General features: G+C 71.7%; 16 protein-coding genes and 2 pseudogenes. 10 read left to right on the top strand and 8 right to left on the bottom strand.

The genetic code is table 11. The annotated features are described in order from the left end of the window. Positions 1-43: 43 nt before the first annotated feature. Positions 44-682 carry a helix-turn-helix domain-containing protein gene (locus OG456_RS07415; protein ID WP_266558421.1) on the bottom strand — a complete coding sequence of 213 codons (639 nt, stop codon included), beginning with the start codon at positions 680-682 and terminating at the stop codon, positions 44-46. A gap of 92 nt (positions 683-774) precedes the next feature. Here OG456_RS07415 and OG456_RS07420 point away from each other — a divergent pair, with 92 nt between their 5' ends. After that, entirely contained in the window at positions 775-1,983 is a 1,209-nt protein-coding gene (locus OG456_RS07420) for a pyridoxal phosphate-dependent aminotransferase (RefSeq protein WP_266558423.1), read from the top strand. A gap of 81 nt (positions 1,984-2,064) precedes the next feature. On the opposite strand, the gene OG456_RS07425 is transcribed toward OG456_RS07420, so the two are convergent. Then, on the bottom strand, positions 2,065-3,219 hold the full coding sequence (locus OG456_RS07425; protein ID WP_323136306.1) for a transposase: 1,155 nt from the start codon (positions 3,217-3,219) through the stop codon (positions 2,065-2,067). A 29-nt stretch (positions 3,220-3,248) separates the two neighbouring features. Here OG456_RS07425 and OG456_RS07430 point away from each other — a divergent pair, with 29 nt between their 5' ends. From OG456_RS07430 to OG456_RS07440, 3 genes are read left to right on the top strand one after another with little or no spacing between them, the layout of a single operon-like run. After that, positions 3,249-3,413, top strand: a complete 165-nt coding sequence (locus OG456_RS07430; RefSeq protein WP_266558425.1) for an Arc family DNA-binding protein — start codon at positions 3,249-3,251, stop codon at positions 3,411-3,413. 49 nt (positions 3,414-3,462) lie between these two features. Continuing rightward, complete coding sequence (locus tag OG456_RS07435) at positions 3,463-3,921, top strand: hypothetical protein (protein WP_266558427.1); 459 nt, start codon at positions 3,463-3,465, stop codon at positions 3,919-3,921. 56 nt (positions 3,922-3,977) lie between these two features. Next, positions 3,978-4,511, top strand: a complete 534-nt coding sequence (locus tag OG456_RS07440) for a hypothetical protein (RefSeq protein WP_266558429.1) — start codon at positions 3,978-3,980, stop codon at positions 4,509-4,511. 33 nt (positions 4,512-4,544) lie between these two features. Here the strand turns inward: OG456_RS07440 and OG456_RS07445 are convergent, their stop codons facing one another. Continuing rightward, positions 4,545-5,822 carry an SWIM zinc finger family protein gene (locus tag OG456_RS07445; RefSeq protein ID WP_323136307.1) on the bottom strand — a complete coding sequence of 426 codons (1,278 nt, stop codon included), beginning with the start codon at positions 5,820-5,822 and terminating at the stop codon, positions 4,545-4,547. After that, positions 5,819-8,680 (bottom strand): DEAD/DEAH box helicase, encoded by a 2,862-nt coding sequence (locus OG456_RS07450; RefSeq protein WP_266558431.1) that lies wholly within the window; start codon positions 8,678-8,680, stop codon positions 5,819-5,821. Before OG456_RS07450 ends, OG456_RS07445 begins: the two co-directional genes overlap by 4 nt. A 222-nt stretch (positions 8,681-8,902) precedes the next feature. Between OG456_RS07450 and OG456_RS07455 the strand changes: the two genes are divergently transcribed. From OG456_RS07455 to OG456_RS07465, 3 genes are all read left to right on the top strand, one after another. Next, the gene (locus OG456_RS07455) at positions 8,903-9,496 is read left to right on the top strand and encodes a histidine phosphatase family protein (protein WP_266558433.1); all 594 of its coding nucleotides are present in this window, start codon (positions 8,903-8,905) and stop codon (positions 9,494-9,496) included. A gap of 95 nt (positions 9,497-9,591) precedes the next feature. Beyond that, entirely contained in the window at positions 9,592-10,230 is a 639-nt protein-coding gene (locus OG456_RS07460; RefSeq protein ID WP_266558435.1) for a hypothetical protein, read from the top strand. 61 nt (positions 10,231-10,291) lie between these two features. After that, positions 10,292-10,714: a thioesterase family protein gene (locus OG456_RS07465; RefSeq protein ID WP_266558436.1), complete on the top strand. Its 423-nt coding sequence runs from the start codon at positions 10,292-10,294 to the stop codon at positions 10,712-10,714. 28 nt (positions 10,715-10,742) lie between these two features. On the opposite strand, the gene OG456_RS07470 is transcribed toward OG456_RS07465, so the two are convergent. Beyond that, positions 10,743-11,597 carry an SDR family oxidoreductase gene (locus OG456_RS07470; RefSeq protein WP_266558438.1) on the bottom strand — a complete coding sequence of 285 codons (855 nt, stop codon included), beginning with the start codon at positions 11,595-11,597 and terminating at the stop codon, positions 10,743-10,745. Between the two features lie 102 nt (positions 11,598-11,699). Here OG456_RS07470 and OG456_RS07475 point away from each other — a divergent pair, with 102 nt between their 5' ends. Together OG456_RS07475 and OG456_RS07480 are read left to right on the top strand one after the other, a co-directional pair. Continuing rightward, positions 11,700-12,623, top strand: coding sequence for an AraC family transcriptional regulator (locus OG456_RS07475; protein ID WP_266558443.1), 924 nt, complete (start codon positions 11,700-11,702; stop codon positions 12,621-12,623). Positions 12,624-12,819: 196 nt separating this feature from the next. Further along, positions 12,820-13,644, top strand: a complete 825-nt coding sequence (locus OG456_RS07480) for a chitosanase (RefSeq protein ID WP_266558445.1) — start codon at positions 12,820-12,822, stop codon at positions 13,642-13,644. A gap of 143 nt (positions 13,645-13,787) precedes the next feature. Here the strand turns inward: OG456_RS07480 and OG456_RS07485 are convergent. Next, positions 13,788-13,940, bottom strand: a pseudogene (locus OG456_RS07485) (helix-turn-helix domain-containing protein); the annotation flags it as partial. A 244-nt stretch (positions 13,941-14,184) separates the two neighbouring features. Between OG456_RS07485 and OG456_RS07490 the strand changes: the two are divergent. Further along, a pseudogene (locus OG456_RS07490) lies at positions 14,185-14,581 on the top strand (MFS transporter); the annotation flags it as partial. A 118-nt stretch (positions 14,582-14,699) separates the two neighbouring features. Here the strand turns inward: OG456_RS07490 and OG456_RS07495 are convergent. Both OG456_RS07495 and OG456_RS07500 read right to left on the bottom strand, forming a co-directional pair. Continuing rightward, entirely contained in the window at positions 14,700-16,076 is a 1,377-nt protein-coding gene (locus OG456_RS07495) for a nucleobase:cation symporter-2 family protein (RefSeq protein WP_266569107.1), read from the bottom strand. A 346-nt stretch (positions 16,077-16,422) separates the two neighbouring features. Then, the gene (locus OG456_RS07500; RefSeq protein ID WP_266558447.1) at positions 16,423-17,811 is read right to left on the bottom strand and encodes an 8-oxoguanine deaminase; all 1,389 of its coding nucleotides are present in this window, start codon (positions 17,809-17,811) and stop codon (positions 16,423-16,425) included. Positions 17,812-17,855: the final 44 nt, after the last annotated feature.

Consider the following 17,855-nt stretch of genomic DNA (forward strand, 5'->3'; position numbering starts at 1 on the left):
GCGCACTCAAGTGCCGGGCGTCATGGACGAGTTGCTCTCTGCTTCACACCTCTCGCAGCGCCTTCGCCAGGGCGCCGTCCCCGGACACGGCGACACGGCCCGCGCGTGCCGCCTCCTCCAGCGTCAGCTCGCCCCGCACCACGGCGACGCAGGTCTCCGTGCCGAGGACGAGCCGCGCGCCGGGCTCACCGGCCACGGGCCCCTCGCCGTAGACAGGCCCGTCCGCGCCCGAGCCGCCGACCCGCACATGGAACTCCCCCTCGTCGAGGCGTACTTCGACCACGCCCTCGCCGCCGAGCCGCTCCAGATGACTCAGGAGAGGCACGGCGAACCAGTGCGCGCGCACCGCGTCCGTGGGCCCGCGCTCGTCCAGGGCGGGTGCGCCCCACTCTCCCAGCGCCTGCAACACGGGCAGCAACTGCCGTCCACGCGGGGTCAGTTCATACACGTAAGCCGAGACCGGCGCGGGCAGCCTGCGGCGCTCCGCGACACCCTCGCGCTCCATGTCCTTCAGGCGCGAGGCGAGTACGTCCGTGCTGACGCCGGGCAGGTCGGTGTGCAGATCGGTGTAGCGGCGCGGCCCCGCGAGGAGCTCACGGACGATCAGGAGCGTCCAGCGGTCCCCGACGGCGTCGAGGGCGCGGGCGGCGGCGCAGTACTGGTCGTAGCTTCGGCGTGGCATGGCTCGCAGTCTATGCAACTTGTTGGACTTTCCAAGCGGTCACTTGGTAAAACCAAGTCACACACGTCACGGGCAGTCCGGGAGGGCACCACATGGAGTTCCGGCAGTCGAGCAAGCTCAGCGAGGTCTGCTACGAGATCCGCGGCCCGGTGATCGAGCACGCCAACGCCCTTGAGGAGGCGGGCCACAGCGTCCTGCGCCTCAACACCGGCAACCCCGCGCTCTTCGGCTTCGAGGCGCCCGAGGAGATCGTCCAGGACATGATCCGGATGCTCCCCCAGGCCCATGGCTACACCGACTCGCGGGGCGTCCTGTCCGCCCGCCGCGCCGTCGCCCAGCGCTACCAGGCGCTCGGCCTCGAGGTCGGCGTCGACGACGTGTTCCTCGGCAACGGCGTGTCCGAGCTGGTCTCCATGGCCGTACAGGCGCTCCTGGAGGACGGCGACGAAGTCCTCATCCCCGCCCCGGACTTCCCGCTGTGGACGGCGGTCACCACGCTCTCCGGCGGCAAGGCCGTGCACTACGTCTGCGACGAGTCGGCCGACTGGTACCCCGACCTCGACGACATGGCCGCGAAGATCACGGACCGCACCAAGGCCGTCGTCATCATCAACCCCAACAACCCCACGGGCGCCGTCTACCCGAAGGAGATCATCGAGGGCATCCTCGACCTCGCCCGCCGGCACGGCCTGATGGTGCTCGCCGACGAGATCTACGACCAGATCCTGTACGACGACGCGGTCCACCACAGCGCCGCCGCCCTCGCCCCCGACCTGGTCGTCCTCACCTTCTGCGGCCTCTCCAAGACGTACCGCGTCGCGGGCTTCCGCTCCGGCTGGCTGGTCGTCACGGGACCGCGGCAGCACGCCCGCAACTACCTGGAGGGCCTGACGATGCTCGCCTCCATGAGGCTGTGCGCCAACGCCCCCGCCCAGTACGCCATCCAGGCCGCGCTCGGCGGCCGCCAGTCCATCCGCGAACTGACCGCGCCCGGCGGCCGTCTCCTCGAACAGCGCGACATGGCCTGGGAGAAGCTCAACGAGATCCCGGGCGTCTCCTGCGTGAAGCCCAAGGGCGCCCTGTACGCGTTCCCGCGCATCGACCCCAAGGTCCACCCCATCGTCGACGACGAGAAGTTCGTCCTCGACCTGCTCCTGCGCGAGAAGATCCAGGTCGTCCAGGGCACCGGCTTCAACTGGCCGCGCCCGGACCACTTCCGCATCCTCACCCTCCCGTACGCTGACGATCTAGACGCCGCGATCAGCCGGATCGGCCGCTTCCTGAGTGGGTACCGCCATTGACTCCTCCCCTTCCCGAGGAAGGGGATTCCTAGCTCACGTTGCCTGCGGGCCGGCGGTCCGCGAGGTCTTACACGATCAACGCTACCCGGGTACGAGACCAGCCCGGACGAGCATCACACGTGCGGAATTCTTGTCTCTGGGTGAGACGGCCTCGCACGCGGTACACGTGTAGGTACGTTCTGAGAGAGGCAGTGCGTGCTTGGCTCTTGCTCCGCACTGTGCGTACTCCATGGTGGTGTGCGCAGGGTGGACGAGATGCAGCTCACGGCCGTGCTTGGCCGCCATGTGGATCAACGCGTGTTTAGTTGCTCCGATGGCGGCATCAGCGGCCTTGCGGGCCATGGTGGACTTGGCGAGGAACTTCGGCTTGAAGTCCTCCACTGCGAGCCGATCGTGATCGCGGACTACTTGCTTGGCCCATTTGCGGCCGGTGTCCTCACGCTGCCGCGCCACCTTCTTGTGCAGCTTGGCCGTCTGCCGCTTTGCTTTCCGGTAGCCCTTCGATCCAGGCTGGCCACGCTTGGGCTTCCGCCGGGCCATCATCCACTGATAGCGGGTCAGCTTCCCGGCCGCGCTCTTTCCGTACTCACGGTGTGGCAGGTCATGGGTGTCACTGGTGGTGGTCGCGGTCTCTTTGACACCCCAGTCGATGCCAATGTCCCGCCCGGTAGCCGCCAGGGTTTCAGTGACCGTGGCGACGACGAACGAGGCGTACCAGTGGCCGAGGCTGTCGCGGTAGATCCGCACGGACGACGGAGGCCTCGGCAAATCCCGCGACCACACCACCGTCAGGCCAATACCCCCAGCGACGTACAGACGGCCGCCCTTGATCCGGAATCCGCGTTGCGTGTAGTTCAGACTCGGGTCCGCCGTGTGCTTCTTCTTGCACTTCGGCATCCCCGCGCGCTGCCGGAGAGGCAGCCGGGCCTTGATGTCCCTCAATGCCTTGGCCCGAGACTTGGCGAAGTCGCGGATGATCTGCTGCTGCGGGACGCTACTGCCCTCGCGCAGCCACGCGTTCGCGCTGCGGGCCTCGGTCAGCATCTTGTCCAACCGGGCAGGTCCGCACTCCTCCCCGTCCCAGTGGGCCTTCTTCGATCGGGCGGCACACTCGTTCCAGATCCACCGGCACCGGTCCCACTCGCTGAGCAGAGCCGTCCGGGCGGTTGACGACACACGAAGCCGGTAGGTGTACCGGGCGCGACCAGCCCTCTCAGCCATCTGTAGTGTCGTCATGCCACCAAATTAACACTACAGTTGAAAACATGGTTCAGGATCACGAAGTACGCATCACACTCCGACTTCCCGAAGAACTCCACGCATGGCTGACCGCGCAGGCCAAGTCCGCCCGGCGGTCCCTCAACTCCGAGATCCTGCAGCGTCTTGAGGCCGACTGCCCCGGCACGCCCACAAGCGACGAATCGCCCTGACGTCTATCACACCCGCCCCGGATTTTCACGGCCCTCGAGGAGCAACTCCATGGATGCGGCGCTGATAGCCGTGCTCGGCACCCTGCTCGGTTCCGTCGTCACCCACTTCTTCCAGGCGCGGTCCACGGAGCGGGTCGCCGGGTTCGCCCGTGCCGAGCAGCTGCGTCAGGAGCGGATCTCCAGTTACAGCGCGTTCGCCGGGGCCTTGTTCGACTACCGGCGCAGTCAGAACGACCGGTGGTTCCGGGCGCAGGAGGTGCCGGGTTCCTCGCAGGCGGAGGAGGCCCGCTTCGCGTCGTACGAGGCGCGGATCAGCGCGCGGCAGGCGCTGGCGCGGCTCCAGTTGGTGTGCGACCGGTCGGACACCCGTCAACTGGCGGAGTCTGCGTTCGAGTTGGCGAACTGTCTGCACGAGTCGGTGGACGAGGAGGACCGGGACCGGCGGTCGCGGCGGTGCAAGGACGTCCTGACGAGGTTCATCGAGTCGGCCGCCCCGAGCGTGCGCTGACCCTGAGTCCGACGCCGCGATGAGCGATCACCGGCCTCGGTGGGCAACACCTCTGCATGACAGACAGGCCGCTGCTCCTCCTCGACGTCGACGGGCCCCTCAACCCGTACGCCGCCCGCCTCCCCCGCCTGCGCGGATACGCCGCGCACCGCTTCCACCCGGCGAGCTGGCTCGCGCGCCAGACCCCCGGCTCCCGCCGCCACCGCCGCGGATTGCGGGTCGTGCTCAACCCGTCCCACGGCCGGCGCCTGGTCGGCCTGCCCTTCGAACTGGCCTGGGCGACCACGTGGATGCACGAGGCGAACGCGATGGTCGGCCCGGCGATCGGACTGCCCGCCGCGCTGCCCGTGATCGAGTGGCCCGAGCTGTTCGCCCGGGACCCTGACGGCCTCTACTGGAAGACGCGCCCCCTGCTCGACTGGGCGGCCGGGCGGCCCTTCGCCTGGGTCGACGACATGATCACGGACCTGGACTCCCGCCATGTGACCGCGCACCACGACGCCCCGGCTCTGCTCCTGCGCATCCACCCGCGCCACGGGCTGCGCGAGAGGGACTTCACGACGCTGACGCGATGGGCCGAGGCGTTGTGAAGCGACGTAACCGGCCGCCGTCGGCGCGGCCCGTCACCGGCCGAGCAGTGCCGTGAGCGCGCCCACCGGGTCCGTGTCGGGGGTGCCTCTCGGCCACCAGTCCTCGCGGCCGGGGTCCGACTCGTAGCCGTACCAGAGGCCTTCGCGGCCGAGGCGGAGCTGGAGGTTGTCGGTCGAGAGCCTGTTGCGATGGGGGCGGAAGTGGGGGAAGTCCGCGGCGATGAGGGCCGGGCGGGCGCGGTCGAAGGGGCCGGCCGGCGGGTCCCACTCCCCTTCGAGGACATCCAGGCCCGCGAGTCCGCCCTGGCGCCAGGCGGCGACGGCTCGGGCCAGGTCGGTGGCCGTGCGTCCGGTGCCCTGGGCGAGGGACTTGTACAGCGCGCGCGTGGACGCCGCGAGGCCGGAGCCGGGGTGGGCGGCGGCGAGCCGGACCGCGTCCTGCCAGGGCGTGAGTCCGGCGATCGGGTCGATGCCCCGGGTGAGGAACGTGTGGGCGCGGGCCGCCGCCTCCGTGGCGAGGAGGTCGAGGGCGAGCGGGTCGGGGGCGCCGGACGCGTGCGGGTAGACGGGCGGGCGGCCCGGGTGCGCGGGGACCGGGAACGGCGGGGGCAGGCGCGGCAGGGTGCGGGGGTCGAGGGCTTCGCGGGCCGCGACCGAGGGCAGTGCGGGGGCCGTGGCGGAGCGCTCGTCGGCGGCCCGCGCCGCGTTGCGCCGGGTGAGGTCGGCGAGGAGCTCCTGTTCGCCGCGGCCGCGCAGCAGGAAGAGGACGAACGGGTCCTCGTCGAGCAGTCGTGCCGTCTGGTAGCAGAGCGCGGCCGCGTGCTTGCAGGGGTGACCGTCGTCCGGGCAGGAGCAGTCGGGGATCAGGTCGCCGGCGGCGGGCAGGAGGTCGGCGACGGCGGCCAGAGCGTGCGGCACGTCCTTGTCGAGGAGCGCGGCCATGTGGTCGGGGCGGGCGGCCGCCGTGTCGAGGATGCGCTCCCAGTCGTCGTCGTGGAGGGTGCGCAGACGGATCTCCGTGCGGTACGGCCGGGGGCGTGAGCCGTGGACGTAGGCCATGACGCGGCCGGGGGTCGCGGTGATGGCGTCGACGTGTCCTCGGTCGGCGTAGGCGCGGCCGCGGGTGAGGCGGGCCGTGTCCAGCGCCGTGTCCACGAGTGCGTCCACCCACGCGTTCCCCCACCAGGTCAGCGCGAAGTCGTCGGCCGTGCGGGTGCGGGGCGGCAGGGGCGGGAAGGTGCGGCGGCGGTCGTCGACACGGGCGCGGGCCTGGGCGTGCGCGCCGGCGCGGCCCGGCGTGTGGGGGGTCATGCCGTCCTCCTGAGGGAGACGAGGTCGGCGAGCTCCCGGTCGGTCAGCTCGGTCAGGGCGGCTTCGCCGGAGCCGAGCACGGCGTCCGCGAGGGCCTTCTTGGCGGCGAGCATCTCGGCGATACGGTCCTCGACGGTGCCCTCCGTGATGAGTCGGTGGACCTGGACGGGCTGGGTCTGGCCGATGCGGTAGGCGCGGTCCGTGGCCTGCTCCTCGACGGCCGGGTTCCACCAGCGGTCGAAGTGGACGACGTGGCCCGCGCGCGTGAGGTTGAGGCCGGTGCCGGCGGCCTTGAGGGAGAGCAGGAAGACGGGGACCTCGCCGGACTGGAAGCGGTCGACCATGCGCTCGCGTTCGGCCACGGGGGTTCCGCCGTGCAGAAGTTGGGAGGGGATCGCGCGGGCGGCCAGGTGGGTCGCGAGGAGGCGGGCCATGGACACGTACTGCGTGAAGACGAGGACGGAGCCGTCCTCCGCGAGGATCGTGTCGAGGAGTTCGTCGAGCAGGGCGAGCTTGCCGGAGCGGCCGGTGAGGCGGGCGCGCGGACCGTCCGCCTCCTTGAGGAACTGCGCCGGGTGGTTGCAGATCTGCTTGAGCGACGTCAGGAGTTTCATGATCAGGCCGCGGCGTGCGATGCCTTCGGCGGCCTCGATCTCGGCCATCGCCTCGCGGACGACCGCCTCGTAGAGCGAGGCCTGTTCGCGGGTGAGGGGGGCCGGGTGGTCCGACTCGGTCTTGGGCGGCAGCTCGGGGACGATGCCGGGGTCGGACTTCTTGCGGCGGAGCAGGAACGGCCGCACGAGGCGGGCCAGGCGCTCGACGGCCTCGGCGTCCTCACCGGTCTCCACGGCGCGCGCGTGGCGGGCACGGAAGGACTTGAGCGGGCCGAGCAGCCCGGGGGTCGTCCAGTCGAGCAGGGCCCACAGCTCGGAGAGGTTGTTCTCCACGGGCGTGCCGGTGAGCGCGATGCGGGCGGGCGACGGGATCGCGCGCAGCGCCTTGGCGGTGGCGGAGAAGGGGTTCTTGATGTGCTGCGCCTCGTCGGCGACGACCATGCCCCAGGTGTGCCCGGCCAGTTCGGCGGCGCGGGTGCGCAGGGTGCCGTACGTGGTGAGGACGAAGCCGCCGTCGAGGCCGTCGAGGGTGCGGTCGGTGCCGTGGAAGCGGCGGACGGGGACGCCGGGGGCGAAGCGGGTGATCTCCCGCTGCCAGTTCCCGAGGAGGGACGCCGGGCAGACGACGAGGGTGGGCGCCGTCTTGTTCCTGCGCAGGTGGAGCGCGATGAGGGTGATCGTCTTGCCGAGGCCCATGTCGTCGGCGAGGCAGCCGCCGAGGCCGAGCGAGGTCATGAGGTCGAGCCAGGCGAGGCCGCGCAGCTGGTAGTCGCGGAGCGTGGCGTGCAGGCCCGCGGGCTGTTCGGCGGCGGCCGGGCCTTCGACGAGGCGATCGCGGAGGTGGGCGAGGACTCCGGTGGGCACGGCCTCGACGCGCTCGCCGTCGATGTCGGCCTCGCCGGTGAGGGCCACGGCGAGGGCGTCGACGGGCTGGAGCAGCCCCAGTTCGCGTTTGCGGGCCTTGCGTACGAGGTCGGGGTCGACGACGACCCACTGGTCGCGCAGCCGGACGACGGGCCGGTGGGACTCGGCGAGTTCGTCCATCTCACGCTCGGTGAGCGGGTCCCCGTCGAGCGCCAACTGCCAGTTGAACTTGAGGAGTTCCTCCCCGTCGAAGAACGGGGTGCCGTCGGTGGCGGAGCCGGGCGCTGCGGCGCGCACCACGGCGGTGGCGGTGAGGGCGCGGGCCAGGTCCCTGGGCCAGTGGACCTCGACGCCCGCGTCCGCGAGGCGGGCCGCCGCCGGGCCGAGGAGGTCGAGGAGCTCGCCCTCGGAGAGCGCGAGGACGTCGGGCACGTCGCGCTCCAGGACGCGGCCGAGCGGGGGCCAGACGCGGGCGGCGCGGCGCAGGGCGAGCACGGCGTCGATCCTGGCGCGCGGCCCGAAGTGCGCCTCGCCGTCGCCGGCCCAGAGCCGCGCCGCGTCGACGACCTGGGTGGGGTCGGCGAGGCTGTGCACCTGGACGAGCGCGGCCCCGGCCCGCCGCCGCTCCTCGGTACCGGCGCGTCCGGGGCCGTCCTCACCGGCGGATGTGTCGGCGGGGTCGGGGGCGTCGTCCGTGTCGAAGAGCGTGAAGTTCGACAGGTCGAGGCGCAGGGAGACCCGCACGCCCGCGTCCATGCCGGCGGCCGCCTCGACCGCCCAGGCACGCGCGCGGGGCAGGTGCTGCGGCGCGAAGGAGGCGAAGGGTGCCCCGGCCGCGAAGGGGGCGGCGGGGCTGCGCGGCAGGGAGTCGGCGACCGCGTCGAGGAACGCGCGCACGAGAGCTTCGGGCTCGGGCAGCCGCAGCGGCTCGGAGCCCTCCACGGGCGCGGCATGGGCCTCGTACGGCATGGCGGCGGCGATGGCGCGCAGCTGCGCGATGTCGTCCGCGTCGAGGGGGCCCGCGCGCCACGCGTCGTGATCGGAGGCGGTGAGGCCGGGCAGGAGACGGCCGCGGCCCACAAGGTGCAGGGCGTGCAGGGCGGCGGCACCCCAGCAGGCCGCGGCGGGGTGGGCGCCGGGGGTCTGCCGGGCCCGGACGAGCAGGGGCAGGGCTTCGGTGACGGGCAGCCGGACGGCGGGCACGGTCCGGGTGCGGGCGCCCGCGCCGTGCGGCCGGACGACGGTGAGCGGGGTGGCGCCCGGCAGGTCCGTGCCGTCCGGGTGCCAGAACGCGACGCTGCTCTCGCGCGGCAGGGGCGCGGGAAGGAACACGGCGGCCGCGGCGACGGTGATGCCCCTGTGGTCGGTCTGCTCCGTCATGGCCGGGCTCCTTTCCCTGGTCGGCAGGCATGGGTACGCCCTGGTTGGCGGGGCGTGCGTCGCCCTCGTCCGGCGGGACCGGCGACGTCTACGACCTTACGGGCGGGGTCTGACAATCAAGGCCGGGCGTCCGTCCCGCACCGCGTGTACGGTTCGAACGACGGCCCGTGCAAGATCGCCGGGCCCGACCGACGCCAGCCTCGGAGAGAACAGGACAGTCGCATGGGTGACCTGCTGCTGGTCCGGCACGGCGAGACCGAGTGGGCCCTGTCCGGGCAGCACACGAGCTGGACCGACATCCCGCTGACGGAGAACGGCCGCGAGCAGGCCCGCAAGCTCGCCCCGCTCGTCGGCAGCTATCACGTCGGTGCCGTCTTCTCGAGCCCGATGGTGCGGGCGCACGAGACCGCGAAGCTCGCGGGTCTCGGGAACGTGCGGGTCGACGCCGACCTGTGCGAGTGGGACTACGGCGCCTACGAGGGCGTCACGACGCTCGAGATCCAGCGCACCCGGCCCAACTGGTTCCTCTTCACGGACGGGGTCGCGCCAGGACCTCCCGAGCACCCCGGTGAGAGCCCCGAAGAGGTGGGGGCGCGGGCCGACCGCATGATCGCGAAGGTCGACGCCGCGCTCTCGGAGAACGAGGGCAGCGTCGTCCTCGTCGGCCACGGCCACTTCCTGCGGGTCCTCACGGCGCGCAGGCTCGGCCTGACCCCGGCGGACGGGGCGCACTTCCTGCTGGCGACGGGCACGGTCAGCAGGCTGAGCACGGAGCACGGCCGGCCGGTTGTCGCCGGGTGGAACCTGCGGCCCTGATACGTCATCGGACCCGGCCGTTGTCAGACCCGTGCTGCACCATCGGAACGTACGGAGCATCTGCCGGCCGAGGGACGGAATCAGGGGGTGGCGCCATGACCAGGCCGCTGTCCGCCGCGCAGCGGCGCATCGTCGACGAGGCCGACCCGGTCACCGGGCGGCTGAAGGGCGGTGACGCCCAGCTCGCGCGCCTCGTCCTGATGAAGCTCGCGTTCCGGCACCCGCGACCTCCCCACGACCACTTCCTGACACCGGCCGGGCACCGGATACGGGAGGCGGGGGACGAACCGGAGCGCGCCGAGCAGCCCCCGCCGCCGGAGCCTTCGGGCGGGGGCCCGTTCGCGGCGCGGGTGGGCGGAGAGGCGCCGGTGCCGGGCGGTCCTGCGCGGGCGCGCGAGGTGCGCAGTGCCTGGCAGGGGCTCGTGGAGATGCGCCGGATGACCAATCCGGGCGGCGTCACCGACCGCCCGTGCGCCTGGGAGCGCGCGCATCTGGTGCAGGCCGCCGCCCTCGCCCTGGAGGCGGCGGGCTGCCGTCCGGCGGAGGGTGACACCGGGGACGGCTACCGTGTCGGCGGCACACCACAGCCGGAGGCCGTGGCCGTACGGGGGCGCGGGCCGGACGGAATCGCGGGCTGCGCCGCCGCGTTGGAGCGGGCAGGGTGGCAGGTCAGCGAGCACGCGGAACCCCGCACCGGGGGCCGGTACTTGCTGGCGTCACCGAGAAGATCATGACGATCGAGCATCAGCCGCAGTAGCCGAAGCAGCAGATCTGGTAGCCGTCGAAGGGGACATCGTGACCGAGCCGTTCACCGTGCGCATTCAAGTGCGCGGGTACGAGACCGACTCGCAGGGGCACCTCAATCAGAGCGTGTATCTGCAGTACGCGGAGCACGCGCGATGGGTGCTGCTCCAGCACGGCGGGATCCGGCAGGCCGACCTGCTGGCGAAGGGGGTCGGCCCGGTCGCCCTGGAGACGACCATCCGCTACCGCCGGGAGCTGCGCGCGGGCGACGAGGTGGACGTGAGCTGCGCGTTCGTGTGGACGGAGGGCAAGACGTTCCGGATCGAGCAGTCGATACGCAAGACCGACGGCACGCTCGCGGCGGAACTGACGAGTGCGGGCGGCCTGATGGACCTCAAGGAGCGCAAGCTCGTGGCGGATCCGCGCGAGTACTTCCGGGCACTCGCGTCGGATCCACGCGCCTTCGGCCTCTGATTCCCGACGGCCCTGGACGAACGCCGCCCTAGACGAACGCCCCTTTGTGCTCTTCGGCCCACATGGCGAAGGTCCGGGGCGGGCGTCCGAGGATCCGTTCGACGTCGTCCGTGACGATCGCGTTGTGACCGGCGCGGACGTACGCGAACCCTTCGAGGACACTGTCCACGGACTCCTCGGCGATGCCCGCGGCAAGCACGTACTCACGGGCGGATTCCAGGGGCACCTCGACGGTCTCGACGGGGCGCCCGACCGCCGCGGCGACGGCGGCCGCCTGGTCGGGCACGGTGAGGAGTTCGGGCCCGGTGAGGGTGTAGACGCGGCCGTTGTGCCCGTCGGCGAGAAGGGTCTCCACGGCCGCTTCGGCGATGTCGCGCGGGTCGATCACGCCCTGGGCGCCGTCCCCGAACTGGTTGGGGACGGGCCGCCCCGCGCGGATCTCCGGCGCCGACCACAGGAAGTTCGACGCGAACGTGGTGGGACGCAGCACGGTCCACTCCAAGTCGCCCGCCCGGAGCGCCTCTTCACCCGGGACGTGCCACATGCCGAAGCCTCCGGCGCCCGGCTCGCCCGTGCCGATCGCCGAGAGCTTCACGACCCTGCGCACGCCGGCCGCCCGCGCCGCGTCCAGCAGGGCTTTGTCCTGCGCGCCGGGCCCGGATCCCGAGCCGGGCAGGGTCACCATGAAGACGGCCGTCGCGCCGGCCACCGCCGTGTCGAGGGTCCCCGGGTCGTCGAGGTCCCCGCGGACGACCTCGGTGGCGGGTCCGAAGGCGGCGCGGGCCGGATCACGGGTCAGGGCGCGGTGCGGGACGCCGCGCGCGGCGAGGAGACGGGTCACTTCACTGCCGATGGTGCCGGTGGCACCGGTGATGAGGATCATGGCTTCAACGCTGCCGGTCAACAGGCCGCCACAGCTAGGAAATTCCGGCACAGTCGGCGGCCTCCGGACGGCAGACCCCCCGGTTAACGTGGAGGGGTGACCATGCTGCGGGACAGAACAGCTGAACAGGCGGGGACGCCGGACCACACCGGCACCTCCCGGCACACCGGCGCCCCCGGGCACTACAGCACCCCCGGACGCTACGGCACCCCTGTCGCGCCGCCCGAGGCGCTGCGGCCCTGGATCACCGAGATCGACTCGATCAACTCCGTCGGCTCCCCGGACTTCGGTCGGGCGGAAACCGGGGCGATCACCCACGTCCCGGACGCGGCGACGCGGCTCGTGTTCCGTGTGCTGCCGGACGGCGGCACCGACGTGGTCGCCATCGGGCCGCGCACCAAGGCGTCGTACTACGAGGAAAAACGGCTCCCGATGTGTCTGCAGCTGCGGTTCCGGCCCGGGGCCGCGCGCCCTCTGCTCGGGGTGTCCGTACGCGAACTCGTGGGCCGTGCCGAGCCGTTGGAGTCACTGCCGGGCGAGGCGGGCCGGCGGCTCGCGCGCGGGCTCGCCGCCCTCGGGCCCGCCCCGGACCCGGACGCCGTGCTCGCGCGCATGGCGGAGCTGCTGCCTGACGACCTCACGCCCCGCGACCGGGATGAGCGTGCCCGCGATGGCCTGGTGCGGGCGGCGGTCGAGGCGCTGTCGACGGCCCCGGGGCGCGACCGGCCGGGGACGGTCGCGGAGGTGGCCCGGCAACTCGCTGTGAGTGAGCGCCAGTTGCGCAATCTCTTCGGGGATGACGTCGGCCTGTCCCCCAAGCATTTCGCTCGGATCGACCGGGTGCGCCAGGTGCTCGCCGGGGCGGGCGCCGAGGGGAGCCCGCGGTGGGCGGGGCTCGCGCACGCCACCGGTTACTACGACCAGTCGCACATGACGGCGGAGTTCCACGCGCTGTTCGGCGTACCGCCGACGGCGTTCGTCTCGGGACGCCTCCCGGCCACGCGCCCCTGCGGCCCGGGCCACTGACTCCACCCGGCGCCTCACGCTCTCCCCGCCACACATGAAACCGCTGTTCACGTGCAGGAACACCTGCACAGAGCGGCACCCCCTGCCCCGGGCCCCCAACTCCCCTCCGCTTGACGGGTATACGTCACCCGCAATCTCTGGTAGGAAACCTTCCTAACGGTTCGCGGAAGAACGAGCTCCCCCCCATGGAGGTCCCGTGCACACCCCCCACATACGCACGTCGCGTCGCACCCTGCTCGCCCTGATCGGCGCCTCGGTCATCGCGGCCCCGCTCCTCACGACCCAGCTCGCGACGGCCACGCCCGTCTCCGCGAGCGGGCTCGACGACCCGGCGAAGAAGGAGATCGCCATGAAGCTGGTGTCGAGCGCGGAGAACTCCTCGCTCGACTGGAAGGCCCAGTACGGCTACATCGAGGACATCGGCGACGGCCGCGGCTACACCGCCGGGATCATCGGCTTCTGTTCCGGCACCGGCGACATGCTCGACCTCGTGGAGCTCTACACCCAGCGCAAGCCGGGCAACGTCCTGGCGAAGTACCTGCCCGCCCTGCGCGAGGTGGACGGCACCGACTCGCACGACGGCCTCGACCCCGACTACCCGCGCGACTGGGAGAAGGCGGCCGAGGACTCCGCGTTCCAGCAGGCCCAGAACGACGAGCGCGACCGCGTGTACTTCAACCCGGCGGTCTCACAGGGCAAGGCGGACGGCATCGGCACGCTGGGGCAGTTCGCGTACTACGACGCCATCGTGATGCACGGCGACGGCGATGACGCGACGAGCTTCCGCAACATCCGCAAGCGCGCTCTCGCCCAGGCCCAGCCGCCGGCGCAGGGCGGCGACGAGGGCGCGTACCTGAACGCATTCCTCGACGCTCGGGTGTGGGCCATGAAGCAGGAGGAGGCCCACAGCGACACGAGCCGCGTCGACACCGCGCAGCGCGTCTTCCTCGAGAACGGCAATCTGAACCTGGACCCGCCGCTCGACTGGAAGGTGTACGGGGACAGCTACCACATCGGCTGACAACTCCCGTTGCCGAGCGGCGTGTTCGGCACCTGACAGGCCGGGCGCGCCGCTTTCGTGTACGCCGAACAGTCACCCGCACGACGCAGTACCCGCCACGGACAGCGGAAGGACACGCGGCGAGAGGCCCTGGCGCCGGCCGTGCTCCCCGGCGTGGCGCCGACCGCGCGGCGGAACACGTCGATGAACGCGCTGGTGGAGGACCAGCCACAGCGGTGCGCGACCGCGATGACCGGCTCGCCCTCCGCCAGCATCCGCAGCGCGTGGTAGAGGCGGAGCTGGGTGCGCCACTGAGGACCGTGGGCGTGTCCAGGCCGAGCGCGGCACTTTATCGGAAGCGCGCCACGGCGGCCCGAACGGACGATGGGCGGGCGTCGGATGCACGGCTACAACGTCATCAACGCGGCCTTCCCGGTGATCCGTTCCGACGGCACCGCGCTGTGGGAGGACGGCATGGAACCGGACCTCCGTCTCCCCCGCGCCCACGACCGAACCGACAGCCGTCCCGGGCCACCGGCCCGCCGGCGCGGGCCGGGGCCGATCACCCTGCTCGCTCTCGGGTACGCGTGCGTGGACGTCTACCAGGGCGCGGTGGCCGCTCTGGTGCCGTTCTTCGCCTCCGAGCGGGCCTACACGTATGCAGCCGCCTCTGCCCCCTCCGGGATCGTCCTGGCCGCGTCGGTCCTGTCGTCGTCGGTGGTGCAGCCGCTGTTCGGCGCGCTCACGGACCGGTGGGCGATGCCGTGGCTGCTGCCGGTGAGCTGCGTGGCGGGCGGGGCCGGGGCGGCGCCGGCCGGCGTCGGGGACTCGTACACCCTCACGCTGGTGGTGGTCGCGGTGTCCGGGATCGGGGTCGCCGCCGACCATCCTGAGGCCGCGCGCGTGACCCGCATTCGCCAGCCGCGGCAACCATACGGCGATGGGCTGGCTCTCGCTGATGGCCGAGCCGAGGACGAAGGCCGGTCCCGTCGCGCTGCGGCTCACGCGGGACCGGCAATCCGGGTTAACTGGAAAGCAACTTCCGCCATACGGTCGGCGGCGTCACGCACGTTACGTCAGTGGACCCCTGCTGCGGAAGACCCCGCCGAGGCGGAGGACCCGGCGGCCGTGCGCGTCTGAGCTATCTCACCGCCCGGTTCCATCGGGGCCGTCACGTCGTCCGCGCCCTCGCTGCGGCCGATGTGGTTGAACAGCAGGTTGAGGATCACCGCGGCCACACAGCCCGTGGAGATACCCGAATCCAGGATGATCTTCGCGGTCTCCGGGAACGCGTGGTAGAACTCCGGCGCCGCGATCGGGATGAGTCCGACGGCCAGCGAAACGGCCACGATCAGAACGTTGTTGTCGCGCTCCAGGTTCGCCTTGACGAGGGTCTGGATGCCGCTCGCCGCGACCGAGCCGAAGAGCACGACACCCGCGCCGCCGAGGACGGGCCGGGGCACGACCGCGATCAGCGAGGCCGCCATCGGGCACAGGCCCATCAGGACCAGGAAGCCGCCGCCCGTGGCGACGACGTACCGGCTGCGGATCTTCGTCATCGCGACGAGTCCGATGTTCTGGGCGAACGCGCTGCACATGAAGCCGTTGAACAACGGGCTGAGCGCCGAGCCGAGCGTGTCGGCCCGCAGACCGGCCGCGATGGTCTTCTCGTCGGCGGGACGCTCCACGATCTCGCCGAGCGCCAGCATGTCGGCCGTGGACTCGGTCATCGAGACGACCATCACGACGCACAGGGAGACGATCGCCGCGGCGGCGAACTGCGGGGCACCGAAGTGGAACGGCGTCGGGAAGCCGATGACGTCCGCGTCGCCGATCGGGCTGAAGTCCGTGACACCGAAGGGGATGGCGACGAGGGTGCCGATGATCAGGCCGAGGAGTACGGCGATCTGCTTCACGAAGCCCGTGGTGAACCTGCGCAGCAGCAGGACGATGACCAGGGTGATGCCCGCCAGCGTGAGATACGTCGTCGAACCGTAGTCCTTCGCCGCGGGGTTGGGCCCCTGGGCCCAGCCGAACGCGACGGGCAGCAGCGAGACGCCGATGAGGGTGATGACCGTGCCGGTCACGACCGGCGGGAAGAACCGCACCAGCTTGCTGAAGAAGGGAGCGGCGATGAAACCGAGGACGCCGGCGACGATCACCGCCCCGAAGATGATGGGCAGCGCGTCCTTCTTGTCGTCCGTCGAGTTGACGACCGCGATCATGGGCGCGACGCCGGCGAAGGTGACGCCGTTGACGAACGGCAGACGGGCGCCGATCTTCCAGAAACCGAGGGTCTGCAGGAAGGTGGCGAGCCCCGCGGTGAAGAGGCAGGCGCCGGTCAGGAAGGTGAGTTCCTTGGGCGACAGGCCCACGGCGGCGCCCACGATGAGGGGCGGCGCGACGACGCCCGCGTACATGGCGGCGACGTGCTGGAGGCCGGTCGTCGCCATCTTCAGCGGCGGCAGCTTCTCGTCCACCGGGTGCTTGCCCGCCGGATGTTCGGTGTGCCCCTCGGATATCTCGTCGGGGGTGGTGCCTTGCTTGGTGAACCTGGGCTTGATGGCCACAGCGGCTCCTCCGGTTGTTTTCCAGTGCCTGGGCGGCACTCGCTTCTGGGAGGTGGTACGACGTGCAAGGACTTGCCGGTATTCGGTTGTGGGTACTGCGCCCAGGTAGTGCTGACCGCCCCGGGATCGTGAAGTGTCGGGCCACGATCCCGGGGCGGCACTTGAGCAGCCCGCTCGGCAGCTCAAGTCCGGTCGGGGGCCGTCCCCCCCGACCGGAGTTCTAGGGTTGTCAGGCCTCGGCGGTGATCCGCGCGAGGCGCTGTGCCTCCTGACGCGCATCGCGGGCGATGGCGTCCTCGTCGGCGTGCAGCAGGCGTCCGTCCTCGACGACCGGCTTTCCGTTGACGAGGGAGAGGGTGACCGGGGCCGCCGCGCCGAAGACGATGGCGGTGACCGGGTCGGCGATCGAGGAGTGCCCGATGCCGTCGATCTTCCACAGCACCAGGTCGGCGAGCTTGCCCGCCTCCAGGGAGCCGATCTCGGCGGCGCGGCCCAGGACCCGGGCACCGCCGGCGGTGCCGAGCCGGAGCGCCTGACGGGCGTTCAGGGCGGCCTCGCGGTGCGCGCCGAGCCGGTTGATGAGGAGCGCGTTGCGCAGCTCGGTGTGCAGCTCACCCGACTCGTTGGACGCGGTGCCGTCGACGCCGAGACCGACCGGGACGCCGGCCTTGAGCATGTCCGGGACACGGGCGATGCCGGCCGCGAGACGGGCGTTGGACGACGGGCAGTGCGCGACACCCGTGCCCGTACGGGCGAAGGCGGCGATGTCCGAGTCGTTCATGTGGACGCAGTGCGCCATCCACACGTCCTCACCGAGCCAGCCCGTCGACTCGAAGTAGTCGGTCGGGCCCATGCCGAAGAGCTCGTGGCAGAACTTCTCCTCCTCGACCGTCTCGCTGCCGTGGGTGTGCAGCCGTACCCCGAGGCGGCGCGCCAACTCGGCGCCCTGCTTCATGAGTTCGGTGGACACCGAGAACGGCGAACAGGGGGCGACGGCCACCTGGGTCATCGCGCCGAAGGAGGCGTCGTGGTGCTTGTCGACGGTCTCCTCGGTGGCCGCGAGCGCGCCCTCGAGAGTCTCGACCGCGAAGTCCGGCGGCAGGCCGCCGTCCTTCTCGGAGCGGTCCATGGAGCCGCGGGCGAGCGTGAAGCGGACACCCATGTCGGAGGCGGCGCCGATGATGGCGCCGGACAGGTCGCCGGAGCCCTTCGGGTACACGTAGTGGTGGTCCATCGCGGTGGTCACACCGCCGCGGGCCATCATCGCGAGGGAGCCCTGCGCGGCGACGCGGGCCATCTGCTCGTCGATGCGCGCCCACGTCGGGTACAGCGCGACCAGCCAGTTGAACAGGTTGTGGTCCGTGGCCAGGCCCCGGGTGATCCACTGGTAGAAGTGGTGGTGTGTGTTGATCAGACCGGGCGTGACGAGGTGGCCGGTGCCGTCGACGCGGCGCACGACGTTCTCCAGGCCCGCCGGTGCCTGGCCGGCGCCGATGGACTCGATCTTGTTGTCGGCGACGACCACGTACCCCGAGGCGTACTCGGTGTCGTTGGCGTCGACCGTCGCGATGGCCGCGTTCTCGATGACGATGCGGGAAGGGGCTGCCGAAGGTGCCATGGTGCTTCCTTCTTGTTCTGTGTGTGGCGGTGGGGGCACGGCAG

This window comes from Streptomyces sp. NBC_01446 (genome assembly GCF_026340095.1).
In the GTDB taxonomy this organism is placed as follows: domain Bacteria; phylum Actinomycetota; class Actinomycetes; order Streptomycetales; family Streptomycetaceae; genus Streptomyces; species Streptomyces aureus.

Coding starts and splice junctions, on each gene's coding strand:
- OG456_RS07450 (WP_266558431.1), bottom strand. CDS start 8,680: ATGACGGAGCAGACCGACCACAGGGGCATCACCGTCGCCGCGGCCGCC.
- OG456_RS07415 (WP_266558421.1), bottom strand. CDS start 682: ATGCCACGCCGAAGCTACGACCAGTACTGCGCCGCCGCCCGCGCCCTC.
- OG456_RS07495 (WP_266569107.1), bottom strand. CDS start 16,076: ATGGCGACGACCGGCCTCCAGCACGTCGCCGCCATGTACGCGGGCGTC.
- OG456_RS07500 (WP_266558447.1), bottom strand. CDS start 17,811: ATGGCACCTTCGGCAGCCCCTTCCCGCATCGTCATCGAGAACGCGGCC.
- OG456_RS07425 (WP_323136306.1), bottom strand. CDS start 3,219: ATGACGACACTACAGATGGCTGAGAGGGCTGGTCGCGCCCGGTACACC.
- OG456_RS07475 (WP_266558443.1), top strand. CDS start 11,700: ATGCTGCGGGACAGAACAGCTGAACAGGCGGGGACGCCGGACCACACC.
- OG456_RS07470 (WP_266558438.1), bottom strand. CDS start 11,597: ATGATCCTCATCACCGGTGCCACCGGCACCATCGGCAGTGAAGTGACC.
- OG456_RS07435 (WP_266558427.1), top strand. CDS start 3,463: ATGGATGCGGCGCTGATAGCCGTGCTCGGCACCCTGCTCGGTTCCGTC.
- OG456_RS07420 (WP_266558423.1), top strand. CDS start 775: ATGGAGTTCCGGCAGTCGAGCAAGCTCAGCGAGGTCTGCTACGAGATC.
- OG456_RS07440 (WP_266558429.1), top strand. CDS start 3,978: ATGACAGACAGGCCGCTGCTCCTCCTCGACGTCGACGGGCCCCTCAAC.
- OG456_RS07455 (WP_266558433.1), top strand. CDS start 8,903: ATGGGTGACCTGCTGCTGGTCCGGCACGGCGAGACCGAGTGGGCCCTG.
- OG456_RS07430 (WP_266558425.1), top strand. CDS start 3,249: ATGGTTCAGGATCACGAAGTACGCATCACACTCCGACTTCCCGAAGAA.
- OG456_RS07460 (WP_266558435.1), top strand. CDS start 9,592: ATGACCAGGCCGCTGTCCGCCGCGCAGCGGCGCATCGTCGACGAGGCC.
- OG456_RS07445 (WP_323136307.1), bottom strand. CDS start 5,822: ATGACCCCCCACACGCCGGGCCGCGCCGGCGCGCACGCCCAGGCCCGC.